This is a genomic window from Brevibacillus formosus, assembly GCF_003013405.1.
Lineage (GTDB): Bacteria > Bacillota > Bacilli > Brevibacillales > Brevibacillaceae > Brevibacillus > Brevibacillus formosus.
On record NZ_PXZL01000027.1, the window covers coordinates 59,338 to 76,471 of the forward strand.

The 17,134-nt window shown below is 43.5% G+C and carries 12 protein-coding genes; 6 read left to right on the top strand and 6 right to left on the bottom strand.

Annotation, left to right across the window (positions count from 1 at the left end; all coding sequences use genetic code 11):
* Positions 1 to 553 precede the first annotated feature (553 nt).
* Positions 554 to 5,707, top strand: coding sequence for a DUF8202 domain-containing protein (locus C7R91_RS21840; protein ID WP_106786220.1), 5,154 nt, complete (start codon positions 554 to 556; stop codon positions 5,705 to 5,707).
* 71 nt (positions 5,708 to 5,778) lie between these two features.
* Here the strand turns inward: C7R91_RS21840 and C7R91_RS21845 are convergent, their stop codons facing one another.
* On the bottom strand, positions 5,779 to 6,153 hold the full coding sequence (locus tag C7R91_RS21845; protein WP_047070240.1) for an immunity protein PIM1 family protein: 375 nt from the start codon (positions 6,151 to 6,153) through the stop codon (positions 5,779 to 5,781).
* A gap of 214 nt (positions 6,154 to 6,367) precedes the next feature.
* On the opposite strand from C7R91_RS21845, the gene C7R91_RS21850 reads away from it, so the two are divergent.
* The 4 genes from C7R91_RS21850 to C7R91_RS29995 all read left to right on the top strand — a co-directional run bounded on the left by C7R91_RS21850 (position 6,368) and on the right by C7R91_RS29995 (position 8,506).
* Positions 6,368 to 6,946, top strand: coding sequence for a TMEM175 family protein (locus C7R91_RS21850; protein ID WP_047070239.1), 579 nt, complete (start codon positions 6,368 to 6,370; stop codon positions 6,944 to 6,946).
* A gap of 112 nt (positions 6,947 to 7,058) precedes the next feature.
* Complete coding sequence (locus C7R91_RS21855) at positions 7,059 to 7,778, top strand: hypothetical protein (RefSeq protein WP_236697868.1); 720 nt, start codon at positions 7,059 to 7,061, stop codon at positions 7,776 to 7,778.
* A 199-nt stretch (positions 7,779 to 7,977) separates the two neighbouring features.
* Positions 7,978 to 8,256: a hypothetical protein gene (locus C7R91_RS29990; protein ID WP_327957345.1), complete on the top strand. Its 279-nt coding sequence runs from the start codon at positions 7,978 to 7,980 to the stop codon at positions 8,254 to 8,256.
* Between the two features lie 13 nt (positions 8,257 to 8,269).
* Positions 8,270 to 8,506: an ATP-grasp domain-containing protein gene (locus tag C7R91_RS29995; protein ID WP_330218231.1), complete on the top strand. Its 237-nt coding sequence runs from the start codon at positions 8,270 to 8,272 to the stop codon at positions 8,504 to 8,506.
* A 395-nt stretch (positions 8,507 to 8,901) separates the two neighbouring features.
* Here the strand turns inward: C7R91_RS29995 and C7R91_RS29455 are convergent, their stop codons facing one another.
* The 5 genes from C7R91_RS29455 to C7R91_RS30000 all read right to left on the bottom strand — a co-directional run bounded on the left by C7R91_RS29455 (position 8,902) and on the right by C7R91_RS30000 (position 15,785).
* Positions 8,902 to 9,042, bottom strand: a complete 141-nt coding sequence (locus tag C7R91_RS29455) for a hypothetical protein (RefSeq protein ID WP_160309982.1) — start codon at positions 9,040 to 9,042, stop codon at positions 8,902 to 8,904.
* A gap of 31 nt (positions 9,043 to 9,073) precedes the next feature.
* Complete coding sequence (locus tag C7R91_RS21865) at positions 9,074 to 10,798, bottom strand: ABC transporter ATP-binding protein (RefSeq protein ID WP_236697867.1); 1,725 nt, start codon at positions 10,796 to 10,798, stop codon at positions 9,074 to 9,076.
* Between the two features lie 136 nt (positions 10,799 to 10,934).
* The gene (locus C7R91_RS21870) at positions 10,935 to 12,248 is read right to left on the bottom strand and encodes a lanthionine synthetase C family protein (protein WP_052773399.1); all 1,314 of its coding nucleotides are present in this window, start codon (positions 12,246 to 12,248) and stop codon (positions 10,935 to 10,937) included.
* Positions 12,238 to 15,459 (bottom strand): lantibiotic dehydratase, encoded by a 3,222-nt coding sequence (locus C7R91_RS21875; protein ID WP_047070236.1) that lies wholly within the window; start codon positions 15,457 to 15,459, stop codon positions 12,238 to 12,240. The genes C7R91_RS21870 and C7R91_RS21875 overlap by 11 nt, the downstream gene beginning before the upstream one ends.
* A 146-nt stretch (positions 15,460 to 15,605) precedes the next feature.
* Positions 15,606 to 15,785, bottom strand: coding sequence for an FDLD family class I lanthipeptide (locus tag C7R91_RS30000; protein ID WP_201781907.1), 180 nt, complete (start codon positions 15,783 to 15,785; stop codon positions 15,606 to 15,608).
* 639 nt (positions 15,786 to 16,424) lie between these two features.
* Between C7R91_RS30000 and C7R91_RS21880 the strand changes: the two genes are divergently transcribed.
* Positions 16,425 to 17,093 (top strand): YdeI/OmpD-associated family protein, encoded by a 669-nt coding sequence (locus C7R91_RS21880; RefSeq protein WP_047070235.1) that lies wholly within the window; start codon positions 16,425 to 16,427, stop codon positions 17,091 to 17,093.
* Positions 17,094 to 17,134 lie beyond the last annotated feature (41 nt).

The following is a 17,134-nucleotide window of genomic DNA, read 5'->3' on the forward strand; positions in this document are numbered from 1 at the left end:
AGAATATATCAGGGTAGAATTAGGAACGTTGTAGAGGTTATGTAGAGGTGGCCCTGTTAAGATGACATATTGGATGAGGTCTATTGAGAAATAGATAGTTTCAACAAAATATCCAGAATCCGAGGGGAGAGGAAGAAAGGGCTATAAAAAATTGCGAAGCTACGAAATTGGTGGAAGCGTCTCACTTGCGCTCATGCTTTTGTTGGCGCTAGTGCAAGCAGAAGGTGTGCAGGCTGTTGAGCCAATTAAGTGGTTACGTACAAGTTTGATACGTTTAGTAATGGTTATGGATGAGGGGTAAAATTTCCTAATTTAAAATAGGGAATCCAAAGGATTAGGAGCACTAGTTTGAGTTCTTTACTTATTCTATTGAAGAGTCCGATGCTTTGAGGAAAGGCGGTAAGCCCTATCAGCTTTCTGTCAGTTGAATACTGCAGCTTATGTGCCCCTGACATATGACATAGCAGATGAAAAAGTGAAAGTGAGGGGGCGATTCATATTGAGAGCATCGGAAGCGTAACACAAATCAAATCTCAGAAAGGAATGGATCTGCATGCTGAGCAACGGTATTAATCTACGGAAAATAGGGATGGTTTTCCTGATTTTTTCTCTTGTCTTCACCGGCATGGGGGCAAGCTTAGGAACACCCGTCAGCTATGCTGCTGAAGAAGAGACCTATTACGTCTCTAGCAGTGGCGATGACACCACAGGTGATGGAACCCGAGATCTTCCTTTTGCTACATTGTATACAGCCTATCAAAAGATTGGTAGCGCGGGGACTATATACGTTCTGGACAAGATCAACTTATTGGCCAGCACTACAAAAAAGTTCGATAAGAACAAGGTTGTTACGATCACCACGGCTCCTGAAGTCGGGGAGACTGCTGTGATTCAGCGTGACCCGGCTGGAGATGGCACTCTTTTAGATCTTAATCTGGGCCAGCTTACATTAAAAAATATTATTATTGACGGCAGCTACCAAGGGGGGAAAATGGCCCAAGGTAGAATTATTAACGTCTATGATGCAAAACTGATCATTGAAGAAGGCACTGTTTTACAGAATAGTTATTCAAACTTTCCGGGAAGCGCAATCTATCTCGGTCAGAGTACAGCGGTCTTACAAATGACTGGTGGAGTAATTACAGGCAATAAGAATAATAGTACAGGTGCGGTCTATCTTGGTGCTGGTACATTCAATATGACCGGTGGCCAAATCACTAACAATAGTGGCGGAGGAGTTGATCTCCAGGCGGGGAAATTCGCTCTTTCCGGCGATGCCACTATTACGGGGAATACAATAGTAGTTTCGGGCCAACCAAAAGCACGAAACGTTAATCTGCAAGGCAATACACTTCTTACGCTAAGCGGTGAGTTTACCGGAAAAGCGGGTATTACCGCGCAAAGCCGTATGACTGCTGGAAGCAAGTTTGGACAAGCCGACGCGGGCGATCTAGCGGGGCTGGAGAATCTGATTGCGGACGACAGTCCTCTTTTTGCAGTTTACGGTGCAAGTAATGATTTGTTGTGGAAAGCGCTACCGACAGTAACGTTTGAACAACCGTCCGGAGACAAGGTGTCCACTGGGAAACCGGAGTTCAAAGGAACGTCAACAGCGGGATCTAAGGTGACCGTTGAGATTAAAGACAAAGCTGGCATTGTAGTAGATACTCCAACAGTAACAGTTGATGCAGAAGGCAACTGGATATTTACACCAACCCGAGATTTGGAAGACGGTGAATACACAGTTGAGGTAACAGCTACGACAGACGAGGGCAAGTCAGCCAAAGCAACAAAGTCTATTACCGTAGATACAACACCAACCGAACCTGTTGTCGACAAATCGAAGCTGCAAGCAAAATCGGAAGAAATCAAGTCCGAGAACCTGAAGGCAGACGATTACACAAGCGAAAGCTGGGGAGAACTGCAAAACGCATTGCAAAAAGCGGATGCGGTTCTGGCATATCCAAATGCTACCCAACAAGAAGTAGACGAAGCGCTCTTGGCATTAACAAAGGCCAGAGAAGGCTTGGAAAAACCAGGCGTACCTACGCAAGGGCCAGGTGGGGTGAGTGAAGGCTTACTCTCTTGGGTTGATGTAGAACGCAGTGCTGTGCTTTCGGGAAACCAAATCGACCAATTAACAGACTTGGCAGATGGCGGAGTATGGATGCCTAGCGGTGCTACTTCCAATGATAATGTGCCTAACGCTCTGAATTTTAACAGCGGAATCCAAATTGACTCAAATAAAGGGTATTATACTCGCTCTTCCATTGATTTTAATAATAATGCTGCTACGGATCGGGAAATATTCTCTGTCCAGGCAAGTGACAAATATAGCGGATTTCCATGGGAGTTTGGAGGAAAACATACAGCTGCAGTTGTTTATGGAGCTAATAATGGAAAATCCATAAGTTCATATTTCGGTAGAAACGAAGGTAGCTTGAGCGCAGACGTCGGTGATTACCAATTAAAAAATGGAGCGATGTTAAACATCTGGAGTGCACCAAATGATTGGGCACTTTCGCTAAACGGAAAAGTATTACAGACGACAAACAGTAATACTCCCAACTTTGCATCTCCGATAACAAGCGGAAATAAACCTTATTATTTTGGTGCAGGTCATATGAGTCGCTTTTACGGGAAGATGTCTGAAACGATCCTTTATAACCGTAAATTGACTGATGAAGACCGAAACAAAGTCAACAGTTACCTTGCTTTAAAATACGGATTGACATTGAAAGATGAAAATAATGCTCCGATTGATTATGTGGCTAGCAATGGCTCAACAATGTGGAAAGCTAGCAACAACACTGGCTACGGCAACCGCATCACAGGGATCGGTCGTGATGAAGCAGGTGCTTTGTATCAAAAGCAATCGAAATCTCAGGTTGACGGTGCCAATGTCACGCTTGCAATAGGCAATGTGATTCAAGAGACGAATGCCCAGAATACCAAGACGATTGCTGAAGATAAATCATTCTTTGTTTTTAGCGATAACGGTGGAGACGTTACATTCGGGACTCCAATCACAAAAGATACAGAAAGTCTAAAACGTATTGGACGCACCTATAAAGTAGAGAAAACGAATTGGCAAGATACAGACATTACGCTGCACGTAGACAAAGTAGCAGGTGCTTCCGGGTGGCCTTTGTATCTTGTTGTTAGTGAGGATGAGCAATTCGATCAAAACGATGCATTCTATCCACTAACAGATGGCACAGCAACACTTAATAGTGCTGAATTTGCTAATGGCCATTATTTTACGATTGCCGCAACTGTACCCGTACCAACAGCTGCTACAATTGAGGAAACAGTAGCGGATGGCAATAAAATAACGGTGACGTTTGATCGAGGAGTAGAGTTAACCGATTTAACTGGATTTACAATCACAGTTGATGGTACAGCTGTAGAAAACGGTGGTCTCACTTTCAAAGTTGACGAAAACGATTCTACAAAGCTAGTGATCACCTTGCCAGCAGGTACGAATGTTTCCGATAAAGCAGTAAACATTTCTTATGATGGCTTGGGGAACTTAAAAGGTACAAACGGTGTTCCAGTAGATCCATTTAACAAAAATGTTGAGGATTCTGGGGCGACAATTACAATTACTGAACCAAGTGCCAATCCGGTCACTGTAACGAAGCCAGTGTTCAAAGGAACGTCAACAGCGGGATCTAAGGTGACCGTTGAGATTAAAGACAAAGCTGGCAATGTAGTAGATACTCCAACGGTAACAGTTGATGCAGAAGGCAACTGGGCGTTTACACCTACCCAAGATTTAAAAGATGGTGAATACACCGTTGAGGTAACAGCGACGACAATAGACGGCAAGTCAGCCAAGGCGACAAAGTCTATTACCGTAGATACAACACCAACCGAACCTGTCGTTGATAAATCGAAGCTGCAAGCCAAAGCAGATGAAATCAAGGCAGAGAACTTGACAGAAGAAGAGTACACAAGCGCGAGCTGGGCAGAACTGAAACAGGCGTTGGAAAAAGCGAATGCAGTGCTGGCTGATCCAAATGCAACCCAGCAAGAAGTAGACGAAGCGCTGGCGGCACTGACAAAGGCGAGAGACGGTTTGAAAAAACCAGACGAGCCTACGCCTGCTGTCGACAAAACCAAGCTGCAAGCCAAAGCAGATGAAATCAAGGCTGAGAACTTGCAGGAAGAAGAGTACACAAGCGCGAGCTGGGCAGAACTGAAACAGGCGTTGGAAAAAGCGAATGCAGTGCTGGCTGATCCAAATGCAACCCAGCAAGAAGTAGACGAAGCGCTGGCGGCACTGACAAAGGCGAGAGACGGTTTGAAAAAACCAGACGAGCCTACGCCTACCGTCGACAAAACGAAGCTACAAGCCAAAGCGGATGAAATCAAGGCTGAGAATTTGAAAGAAGAAGAGTACACAAGCGCGAGCTGGGCAGAACTGAAACAGGCATTGGAAAAAGCGGATGCAGTGCTGGCTGATCCAAATGCAACCCAGCAAGAAGTAGACGAAGCGCTCTCGGCATTGAAAAAGGCCAGAGAAGGTTTGAAAAAACCAAGCGTGCCTACGCCTACACCAACACCTACAGTCGACAAATCGAAATTGCAAGCAAAAGCGGACGAAATCCAATCCGAGAATCTTACGGGTGAAGACTACACAAGCGAGAGCTGGGAAGAACTGCAAAAAGCTTTGAGAAAAGCGGATGCAATACTGGCTGATCCAAATGCAACTCAAGAAGAAGTAGACAAAGCGCTCTCGGCATTGAAAAAGGCTAGAGAAGGGTTGAAAAAACCAGACGAGCCAACGCCAACGCCTACAGTCGACAAATCAAAGCTGCAAGCAAGAGTAGATGAAATCGACGATGAAGATTTGGATGAAGATGACTATACATCTTCAAGTTGGAGAAAGCTCGAAAAAGCATTGAAGCGAGCAAATGACGTACTGGAAGATCCTGACGCAACCCAAGACGAAGTAGACGAAGCACTGGCTGAGCTAAAAAAAGCAAGAAGAGATTTAGAATCTGTCGACGAACGAGACAGAGACCGGGATAAAGAACGGAAAAAAGACCGGGAAAGCACGAATCATGTTCAAAACCCGTTCTTTACTGGAGGCAGCTCCGGTAATGTAGAACCGAAGCCAAGTGAGCCAGCAAAAGAAGAAAACGACCAAACAGGCTACATGAACGGCTATCCAACCGGAAACTTCGATCCAAATCGCCAAGTGACCCGTGCAGAAATGGCTATGATCCTGGTAAACACAGGAATGGTCAAGACTACATCCGCAAGTGGAATGTTTATGGACGTAGCCGACCAACATTGGGCGGCAGATGCGATTAGAAGAGCGAATGAAGCAGGTCTGATGAACGGTTATGCAAATGGCACGTTCAATCCGGGAGGCGGAATCACGCGCGCGGAAATGGCGACCATTGTATACAAGCATCTGGGATTAAATGGAGACGGCATGCCGAACAACTTCTACGATGTACCAGCAGATCACTGGGCAACTCAGATTATTGCGGCAGTAAGTAAAGAAGGCTACATGGCCGGCTATCCAGATGGTACATTCCATCCCCAAAATACATTGACTCGAGCAGAAACGGTCACCATCATCAATCGTTTGCTGAACCATTCACAGTTAAGCACGGTAATAGGACAAAGCTGGCCGGATGTACCCCCAACCCATTGGGCGTACAAAGATATTGAAGCAGCAACCAAAAAGTAAAGGGAACTCTCTTCCCTAATCCAAAAGAAGACCGGAGTGCATATTTTATATGCTTCTCCGGTCTTTTTCGACTACTCACATATACTGCAATTCGGGAAATTCCCTTGCAGGTAGGAATCCCACAGGTTATTGATAAATTCAATATTAATCTTGTTTTCAAACGCCTTGGAAATGAGACCAAAGTCGTCCGACGCATACCCTGCCAGCTCTGAATTCTGGGTTATCCGAAAAGTTTGCTTGAACACAAATTCCCTAATTTCTCTGATCACGGTATTTTCAGAGGGGTCAATTTCATCAACTTTTTTGTAACTAGAACTCCATGCCGTATCAAATTCATCAGCGTCCCTAGCGTCTAATTCAGCCTCCCAATCAACATCTTTATGGAAGACATTCTCTAAAAAACTATCATGACTGATTATCGAAAGTATCTCATTCGCTGTTTTCAACGGAACCCTACCCCCTCCCATAATATACTAATGGGAATCACTTTGAAGGACAATGGGATCTCGGTCTTCGTCATCAAATTGGCCAAGTGTCTGCGTTAAAACGATCCTGAATGAGGGAAAGGTTGTGCTTGACATCATGAAGAAAAGCTAGAATAAACTATGGATATCTATTAGATCAATTCAGCGCGTAAAGCGGGAAAAAGGTGATCACCAAATGAGAGCAAACCGGATGGAAGCGTTCAGCGATGGCGTGCTGGCAATTATCATTACGATTATGGTATTAGAATTCAAAGTACCAGAAGGCCACGACTGGCATTCGTTAATCGAACTAAGTCCAAAAGTTCTTAGCTACATATTCAGTTTCATTTATATCGGCATCTACTGGAACAACCATCATCATCTGCTGCACATGGTTCGTACAATGAACGGGCGACTCATGTGGCTGAATTTGATATTGCTCTTCTGGCTATCCCTTATTCCGTTCACGACCGCGTGGATGGGGGAAAGCCAGTTTGCGCCCACTCCGATGGCATTGTACGGGATCATTCTTCTGCTTGCAGCGATTTCTTACAGGCTGCTTCAGCTCGCAATCATTAGCCAGCATTCTGGAGATTCTGCATTCGTAAAGTCAATGGGCAGGGACTGGAAGGTGAAAATATCTCCTGTTCTTTATTTGCTCGCGATATTAACCGCGTATGTGGGTCCATGGGTATCGGGCTTCTTTTATGTACTCGTTGCCGCGATCTGGGTCGTGCCGGAAAAGCGAATCGAGCATATTTTGAGAAGCGAATAATTGGACCTGAGAAAAGTATAGGAAACGAAAAGAAGTCTCCAAACGGGAGGCTACTTTTTTTTCAAGAGCTTGTCGTTACAGACCCAAAGATGAAAGGATGAGGGTGAAGGAAATGGAACAAGAGCTCGTTGCCTTAGCGTGCGGGGTATGCAAAGGAGTATCAGAGCGCATAAGAACGGAATGTGAGCTGTTTGATATTGCTGGCTTCGAAAATGATAGTATGGAATGGTCAGATTATGAAAACGAAGTTCCCCCGTTGGATGAGCGCCATTGGCTGCGTTCTAATCGCCCGCCTGAGCGAGGTCAGGTTAGAACGGTGAAGGTCTCCCATCCTTTCCATATGAGGATTGGCGAACCCTTTTGGATCATGTACACGCCGGTACTCTCCAGTTTTAATGGATGGGATTCGCATCCCGAAGAGATTGAACAATCTTCTTTTGTACGGTGTTCCATTGAACGTGTAATTGAGCGGAATGAGTTTAAAGCTTGGTTGTGCGTAAAGATTTTAGATGTATGGATGATTCAGGATTACAACAAGAGATTTCCGGAAAGAGACGGAAGGGAAGGTTATTTAGAGGGTTTTGAGATGTTTGGAGATCCTTACATATTCAACTACCAGAACTGTCTATTTATCAGTGCTGGTTCACAGGGGAATATCGGTGTATGGGGACTCGTAAAACGAATAGATGGTCAGTACCATATGTTCGTATATGGAGATTGGGACTTTCATACGAATAATGCTTATGGAGGAAACATCCTGCTACCTAAGGAGCGGATCGATGGATGGCTCAAGCAGGCGATGGAGAATAATCGTTTTGAAACGATTGATTAGTATTTGAGAGAGTGAAAGGAGCTGGCCGCCGCAGCTCCTTTCTTATTTTTTACAAATGCTTTAGGTATTTCCTGTAATTTTCCATGTCGTGCTATGATAAGCATGAGGTAGGAGTTTGAATATAGAGCTATAACGTAGGCCGAACGATTTTAGTACTGCTTAAAAATGAAAAACCATATGAAATGATGGGGCGATATGGATGAGAGCGTATATACAGGCAAACAAAAGTGGAGAATTCTACAATGTAAATGCATTTATTGCTTTTGAAGGTTTCGCTTCATTAGGATGGGAGATCATTAAGTTTCATGATGTTAATGAAATGAAAGAAAATAATCCAGAAGACATAGTAGTTGGCGGTATTGGCAACGTGAGAAGACGTCTTGAAAAATTAGGGATAGAAAGAAGCCAAAGAGAGATAGATTATCCAGATTCTTTGTCTAGTTATTTTGGCAGGAAAATATGGACTACAAGAATATAAAGATTTTATAGGATTGATTGAACAACATGAGGATACGAATATTTGGTGTTCGGAAATCGTTGATTTTGTGACGGAATGGCGTTGCTTTATACGATATGGAGAAATACTTGATGTCAGGCAGTATAAAGGTGCCTGGGATTCAAAATTAGATCTACGTGTTATAAAAAGTGCTGTTAAGGATTTTATTGATGCGCCAGCCGCATATGGTTTAGATTTTGGAATTGATCGAGATGGGAATATGAAGCTGTAGAGGTTAATGATGGTCATTCCTTAGGGACTTATGGAATCGCTCCTATAAACTATGCGAAGCTTCTTTCAGCCAGATGGTCAGAATTAACAGGGACTAAAGACTATTTAAAAAGCCTATAGTTTATGAGGCGAACTATGCCCGAGGAGGCAAAATAAAATCAAAAAGGCTGACTTTTCACAGTGCCTTGCCACCGGAATCGCCAGCCTATTGTGCAGATTATCCTACACCATCACGTTCTAACAAGGAATAAAAATTATCTCGGTCTTCGTCATCAAATTGGCCAAGTGTCCGTATCCTAACAAATTCATGTCCGCCATACATGCCAATTTCCTCACCGTATCCATTGTAGAGCGCGATCATATTGACATCCTGATTCAACTCTTCTCAAGCTTACATTAACTTTCCCCAGAATTATCATTTTTCTTCTTCTTGTTGCTAATCCATTTCCATATCCCAATCACAATCAAGATGATGAGTGCGATATGAATCGCTCCGATGTGAGCAAGGCTGCTCATTAGCGCCGTAAGAAAAGTCAAAGTCGTCCGCTCCTTTTTAGCAAAGTGTGTGTCAACTTTGGGAAACAAAGGGTGACGCTTGCAGATTATACAAGCTGGCATACTTTTGTTGTAAACGAATCAACTCGGTGTGGGTACCAAATTCAACGATTCTTCCTTGATCCAGTACCATGATTTGATCAGCATACTGAGCGGATGAGTAACGGTGGGAAATAAATATTCCCATTCGCTCTTTGGTCAACAGATTAAATGAATCAAATACTTCTTTTTCTGCCATAGGGTCCAGTGATGCACTTGGTTCGTCGAGAATATAGAGGTCTGCATTTCGGAGGAAAGCTCTAGCAATGGCGATGCGTTGCCACTGTCCGCCCGATAACTGAAGACCTTCTGTGAACCATTTTCCCAACTGAGTATCCAAACCTTGTTCAAAACCTTCTGCCAAGCTTCGCATGCCTGATTTTTCAAGTGCGTGATATAGCTTGTCATCCTGGTGAAGAAGAGAAAGATCACCGAACCCGACATTGTTACGAATAGACATCTCATACTGCATAAAATCTTGAAAGACGACCCCGATTTTTGCTCGAATCTGTTCCATATCAAAAGCGTTCAAGTCGGTTCCATTAATCAGTATTTGTCCTTCATAGTCTTTATATAACAAGGTAAGCAGTTTGACTAATGTCGTTTTACCGGACCCATTCTCGCCTACAATCGCCAGCGACTCTCCTTTTCTTATCTTGAAAGAGAGGTTTTGAAGAACGGGTCGTGCTGTTTCCGGGTATGTAAATGAAACATTGACGAACTCGATACTTTCAAGAACAAAAGGGTCGTTTTCTTGAGGAGTAGTGATAGCCACTTTCTGTAGTTTGACTGGATCAGACGAATTTCTTTCTAAAAAGAGGAACAGCTGTTCCACAAACATATTGTGCTGAGACAGTCCAATCAGGGAATGCATCAACGACTGCGACGTCGTTTGGGTTAAAGTAATCCCCTGAATATAACTAACCAAATTCCCTAGCAGAATCTCTTTCAGAAAAGCCGCTTTTATAGCGATAAAGCTCATAAAACCAATCATCGCAATCGTCAAACTTTCGAAAACAAGCGAGGTCTTCAAACGAATTGTGGCGATCTTTTTGTCTTCATAAAAAAACTGAGTGATCATATCGCGAAATTGTGTGATGAGATAGGAGCCAAGTTTATAAATTTGTACTTCCTTAAATGCACGATCGTGGGTTAATAAATGACTGATGTACCAGCCTCTTCTTTCCCTTTCAGCTCTACTCCAACGAATATAGAACTCCTGTTGACTTAATCGCAAATAGGAATAGAAGGAGATAAGCGGAAACAACACCAGAATGAAAACAACCCACCATTTCCAAAAGATGAGAAACAGCGAAGTAGAAACCAGAGAAATAACACCGGATACAATACTTAGAACCAGCTCAAAAATCTGATAGGGGCGGTAGCTGGTTTCTTGTTGGGCACGCTTTAGCTGATCTTGCACCTCTGCATTTTCAAAATCAGCTAACCCCATCGCATTCGCTTTATCCAACACCATTTCACGGAGACGATTTGATAGCAGGGATTGAAACAATCCTTCGACATAATTCTGAATGAGGGTAACGAGTTGTTTCACTAAAATGAAGGAAATGAAGAAAAGGAAGCTGATTACGACAGTATCCCCATCTTGGCTTATTCCACTGGAAACAGCGTTAACAAGTTCCTGGGTAACATACAGCATACCAACAGGGAACAGCCCTTGGAGTATATTCAGAATCACAATGGTGATAAAATATCCTTTTTGTACAGTCCAGAAAAGGCGAAAAATTTTCGGCCAGTTTCGAAAAGACTGGATGACAGTCTTTAGGGTAAACAAATCTTCTGTTGGTCCGTACATGTAGTCTCCCCTAACTCAGCTATTTAAGTAAGAAAATACAGTCCCATTCGGGTTCATCCAAACTCAGGCAGCTTAGTAAGACAAGTGCTACTCCTGCTGCACCGACCAACAATCCTGGCAGGTCCCGGAATTGTCCATGCTCAATGTCTTGAAATCCGTAAGCATGGTTATCGTTGAAAGTGCTCAGAATCTGGTTTACTAGTTTCTCGCGGTATGCTTCAAAAGCATCAGAGCTCGTGTCCATCATCATTCGTTGGAGCATCCAAAGTGTACCAGCATAGCCGTGACAAAACGTCGGGGATTCGAAACCGAGCGATTCCACTGATCGCTGAACAAGTGAGAGATAAGTTTGTTGAGCCAAAGACTGGAGCTCAGTGTCACCCAATGCTTGACCAGCTAGCCACAATACTCGTGCTATACTTGGTTCCCCGTAGCACCAAGATGCATTATAGGTAAAAGGGTTCTGCATCTGTCCGCATGTTTCTTCTTCAAAACTGATTCTCTCCGGCCAAATTGGCCCGTGCTCGTCTTCCGTTTTCCACTTCTCATAATAGGAACATAGCTTGCTAATGGCATCTCGTTGTCCCTCCACCTCTATTCCCTCTAATAAAGCAAGAGAGAGCAAGGCAAACGGACCGGCAATCCCGTGGGAAATTCCGAAATTAAAGTTGCCATTTGGGTATCGCTTTTTTTCAAATTCCAAAAACTGATTCTCACTTCTGATATGCCAGCCTGGAACACTCTCGCCATTAAAATGGATATTTTTAGTTAATTGTATAATATATGACAATACTTTGTTAAGGTTTTCTTTACATGCAGGGTGCTCTTTAAAGAAAAGAAGATATCGACCGATACCAGCTAATCCTTCTATTACATCGTAATCAGGGATGAATAAATCGTTCCCGATTCGCCCTCGAGCTTGGTCAATGAACCCATCAATCGCAGGCTGTATAAGAATATGCAGTTTTTCGATGAAGTTTTGATATCTGCCTCGATCACGGGCTAGAATAGAGGCGACCACGGGTGCTGCGGATAAACCACTCCACAGGGAAAACGAGTTAAACATATCTGCGTTAATCACGGTTTGTACATGTACCAAATAGTTATGTGCGACAACATCCCATTGCTCATCGGGGTACAGTCGATCCAATTCCGCATAAAAGAGGACGATGCCCATTGCACCGGAGGCAAGCGAGTCTGTACCGGGAAGAGGTTCGCCCAAGACCTCGTGAGGATATTGAAGCTTACGGGCTACTTGCTTTACTACGTGCTCAATATTTTTAATCAGCGTAGCGTTATGAATCGGTTGCCAGCTCTTTGTATTAGAAAGCATGCGCAGTCTCCTTTGTTTGACTTTCCTCTTGCAATAGGAAATATCGCAAGTTGTGCAGGGTATGGCGGGCCAAGGTCATCACTTTCCTTTCCTGTTCACGATCTATTCCAAGCAGCCTATTTACATGCAGATGGATGATACTGCCTATGATTTGCTCCTGCGAATTATACAGCTCCGATTGGGCTTTCAGTGAATGCATGACCGTGGAAAAGTTGTTGATCGCCTCTGATCTGACTTGGAAAAGCTGGTGGAGAACGGAACCACCCTCTAACAGTTTCAGCTCTTGCCAATCATTCGTGTAGCGTCCCGCTTTCAGGTAGAACTCTCTGTCTGTGCGGAAATCATCCAGGTAGGCTTTATACGAAATGATTTTGTTCAGGAAGCTCAGCTTTTCGTCGATCGAATGCAAGAATTGATGCAAAAGGTCGATGATGCTGATTACCGCAACCTTCTCCAATGGTATATTCATCTGCTTTGTACGATGCAGTTGTAGCCATTGAGCCACAACCATACTGTCCATAAAAAATAGCTCCTCAGCTAGGGGAATCAATTGAGGTCCACCATATCGTTCAATTTCAGGGTCATACGTATCGATAGTTGTTTTGGACAGGTAGCCTTGTTTTTGCATTTCATATGTCCATTGATACATTTCTGAGAAAATGGATTGCAGTCCTTCGGTGGATGCGGCTTGAAAACGCAGACGGATATGCGGTTTCGGATCGGTGTACCTCATGAAGAATACCTTTTGACAAGCCCCTTTTACGTGCATCGTTTCGCATAAAGACTGAAGTGGAAAGGCAATGAACTCATCCATTCTGGCTTCGTCACAGTAAAGCTTGTAGAATAGCCAATCACTGCCTGGCATTTTCAATCGTTCTTGATCAGAAATAAGTGCGCGGCGGGGGTGTACCCCTGTGGTCACAGAAACCGATTCGGTTGCAGATGCTTCGACGGGAGTATTTTTTACAAGTGGGAAGACACACTCCATATGAAAGACACCGTCTTCTCCTTCCACTACACAGTCCTTCAGCTCAGCACCTACTTCTGTCAGAATGAGAGCCTCACCAGATTTCAGCTTTTGAAGCTCCCGGATCAACTCAGCGAGATGTCTCTCACTTTTCAGATCGAGCAGCATCTTGTTGTCATGGTCGGTAATATACACGTAATCTGGAACTTGGTATTGTCGTTTCCAGATTTGCACGGCTTCCATCCAGTTTTCTTTCCCATCTTTTTTAGAAACAGACAATAGTTCAGGGTCAACATTCCACGTAGCTGGTGCCAGTACAATCTTTCCGTAACGCAGACGAGGTAGGACAGGAGCATGACGAAAGCTGCCCCAACTGAAAGGCATCCAATTTCGCTGCTTTGCTATCCCTAATTCGCACAGAAAACGATATACATTGGGAACAGAGCCTACGTAGTTAAGCATATGGCCTGTAACAGGAATGACTTCCTTATTCATGGATCGTGACTTTAAATAGAAGGAATCCGATGTAGCCCCTACAACCAAATCAGACAAGGGAATGTTTAAGGAGTGATGTTCGGAAGAGGGGACGCCGATCAAAATCTCGTATTTCCGCTTGCTCTTCGAAAGAACGACATTGGCGATTCTTCCGTGCCGTGGAAAGTAAACAACTTCAGCAAATATACTGTCCGGGTATGCCTTCTGGTGTTCCTGATTGATCTGCTCCAGCTTTTCTTCGAACGACTCTCCAAGCATGTCAGCGAATCGTCCAAAAGATTTGCCGGCCAACATGGATCCGGTATTTCCACCAATATGAATGGTGTAATCACCGTTATCCATGGCTTTTGCTGAAGGGGCAAACAGGGAGATATACAATTCCATCGAAAGCGGGACTTGCTCCCATTTTGGTGATACCGGTTCCAGCTTTTCGATCAGATCGTCTGTCAGTTCTATTTCCTTGCTTCCTGTCAAAAGCGAGTGGGACAACAATTGCAAAAGAACTTTTTCATTTATCTTGTCATGGCTAGAAGGGGTATAGTTTCTTTTGCTCATGGGATTTTCATAGGTGGCAGGAGCACCTAACCCCCTGTTTTCATCCAGCAAATCAAGCAAGGGAACTTCTCGTTCAAAACCGTATCGTTCAATAAAAGAGTCCCGATATTCCGCCAAATGAGGCCATCCAATATGATTGGGTGAAAGTCTCCACAGCAGTTCTGCTGCTTTGCTCAGATCCTTGGCAATCGATTTCGGAAGCGTCACTTGCTCTGTTGACAACGATAAATCTACCTGTAACTGCGAAGATGATGACTCTACCGATTTCATTTTGGAGAGTGTGGAGAGGAAATGTGTTTCTCCTTGGCCAATTTTTAGCTGGTCATAGGCGTTGATTTCCTGCCTGATCGACAGTAGTTGCTGGTACCGTTCATCAATCCCTTCAACACGCTCCAATACAGCCAGCAGATGATCAAACGGCGAGGAATGAGTGAGACGCGGGCGAAGGCTTGTGAACAGAAACTCATTTTTGACCAGCTGAAACAAAAAGGATTCAATTCGGTTGTCTTCCGTATCCGGGTACGATTGCTTAATGATTTGGAATAATTCCATAAACAAGATTGGTTCTGTTGCTTTTTGCAAGACGAGCGCAATCAATTCATTCATCGCAATCGAGACATTTTCTATTTGGTAGCCATTTTGATTTTGACCGTACCGCGTAATATACGGCAATGAAACCCGATTACCTACAACCTCATACATCGTGTTTGTCTGGACATAAAGCTGCTTGACCACATCCAGATTCTCTTCCAGAGATTGAACGATTTTCAGGAGCCATTCCATGTCAGGGCGGCTCCGTTTTTTATGCTGCTCCATTTTGTTTACGAGGAGATTGGTGTTTGTATCAAAATGCCCGCAGGCTATTCCGGAAAATAGCCCAAATGGCGTCGAACGCGTACTCATTCGGATTCCATATCGAAGTAAGCTCCTTGCAACTTGCTCAAGCTGCTCACGGTCAGACTGCTCCAGTTTGTTTAGTGATTCAAGCAACGAAGGACTGGCAACGGCTAGGCACTCACGAATGATGGATTGTTTTCTCGGATCGAGATTTTCCAGTTTCCAATCAGCTTGACATAACTCTAGGAACATATGTATAGGCAACAATGGCGTTCGAAGCATGAAAAAATCCATCGTTCGAAAAAAGGATCGGGATTCTTTCTTTGCGTGTTTTTTCACTTTTGACTGACGCTCCACCTTAGATCCCTCCTTTTGTAAATGGGGAAAGGATAGTAAATGCTGGTGAAAGAAACGTCTGGCACCAGGCATTTACTATCCATAAAACAGGGTCTGGCTGACCCAAGAAGATTGTGCTCCACATTGGTTTTTAGTTCGGTGCTATCCTATTTCTCGTCGGAGAATGGGCAACCTGGTGTGCACATAGCTGTACATACGCAAGTGCAAGTGCTTTTGCAAGTTACTCTGGTAACCCAACACAGTGCGGTTCTAATCGTGTTTGGTTCAGCACCATTAGTGCCTACTGCGTTTACTTGTACATCCAAATCAAACATGTCTTTGTTCATTATCCGGTTCCCCCAATTTTTAATAGTTTTTGATGAGTGAAAGAGCTGGCAATGTGGAGCACAAAGAGCAAAGGATAAAAGGGAAATATACCCAATTATTCCAAAATGATTAAAACAAAGGAATCGATAGAATTCAACATAATATTTTCAACATATTTCGATATGTCGTAAAATTTATAACAAAACATTGTTTTTTTGAAAAAATATACCATCGTTGATTTATGAAATTGGTCTAGACATATAAATTCCAAATATGGAGTGGGTGATCAGAGAACGAGTAATAGCCCTTGGTGGTATCTCAGTAAAGTTTTTTATGCAACGCGAAAGCTCGACAAAAGTGTTGTAAATAAGAACAAATTTTTAAAAGAACTACATGAATTTGTATTTCTATAAAGCTATTTCGTGACAAGACATAATCAAAAAATGTCGAATAATGAATGGAAGTATTACTCTTGAAAAAGATTAATCGAGTAATTTCGGGGTACTTTACCAGTAAGTTACACATTAAGAGGAATTCCACGAGAGAATTACCTACATGAATAGGTTACGTGGTTTCGTATTTATGTATATCTGGGTAGGAAGAAAGTAAGCTAGGCTTGGCTCCGAGCCGTATCATGAAATCAAAGGGGAAGATCCATCATGTCGAAAACAATCGTTGAGAAGCTGAACCTGCAAAAATATCAAAAAACGGCTGTCTTACATACACCGGAGGGTGAGGAGAGCTTAGCCGTACTTAAAGAAGCGGACCATGAGTTGAAAGACGTGCAATATGACATGATTTTTGCCTTCGTACTAGATATGAAGTCCTTGCAGGAGCTCATGATGAAGGTAATCGACCACAGCTATTTATTGGAGGGAGGGCTTCTATACGTTGCTTATCCCAAGAAAGGGAATAAAGTCTATCCGACTTATATCCATCGGGATGAATTATTCGATGGGTTAGGGGCCGATGAAGATGGCTATATCGGGACAAGCACGATCAAATTCAATCGAATGGTCGGTATGAATGAGGTGTTTACGGTTGTCGGGTTTAAAAATGAGAAAAAGAAGGCGGCAAAAGCTTCATCTAAACCGAGTCAATGCGTCGATGATTATATAGACTTTGTGCCGAAAATAGAAGAGGATTTACGCAATGCGCCAAAAGAGCTCACTTTTTACCAATCACTCACGCCCGGGTACCAAAAGGATTGGGCGCGGTATGTATATAGTGCTGTACAAGAGGGGACACGGACAAAGCGCCGAGCTGAAATGATTACAGTCTTGGCTGAGGGCTTTAAAAGCATCGATCTCTATCGCCGGGGTAAGTGAGGCGTTGTTTGAGGTTGTGAGGAAGCCTCCATAGAATGAAA

Bases quoted from the DNA above. Each gene is read 5' to 3' on its own strand.
- C7R91_RS21870 (WP_052773399.1), bottom strand. From the start codon at position 12,248: ATGCTTTCTAATACAAAGAGCTGGCAACCGATTCATAACGCTACGCTG.
- C7R91_RS30000 (WP_201781907.1), bottom strand. From the start codon at position 15,785: ATGAACAAAGACATGTTTGATTTGGATGTACAAGTAAACGCAGTAGGC.
- C7R91_RS29990 (WP_327957345.1), top strand. From the start codon at position 7,978: ATGAGAGCGTATATACAGGCAAACAAAAGTGGAGAATTCTACAATGTA.
- C7R91_RS21880 (WP_047070235.1), top strand. From the start codon at position 16,425: ATGTCGAAAACAATCGTTGAGAAGCTGAACCTGCAAAAATATCAAAAA.
- C7R91_RS21840 (WP_106786220.1), top strand. From the start codon at position 554: ATGCTGAGCAACGGTATTAATCTACGGAAAATAGGGATGGTTTTCCTG.
- C7R91_RS21855 (WP_236697868.1), top strand. From the start codon at position 7,059: ATGGAACAAGAGCTCGTTGCCTTAGCGTGCGGGGTATGCAAAGGAGTA.
- C7R91_RS21850 (WP_047070239.1), top strand. From the start codon at position 6,368: ATGAGAGCAAACCGGATGGAAGCGTTCAGCGATGGCGTGCTGGCAATT.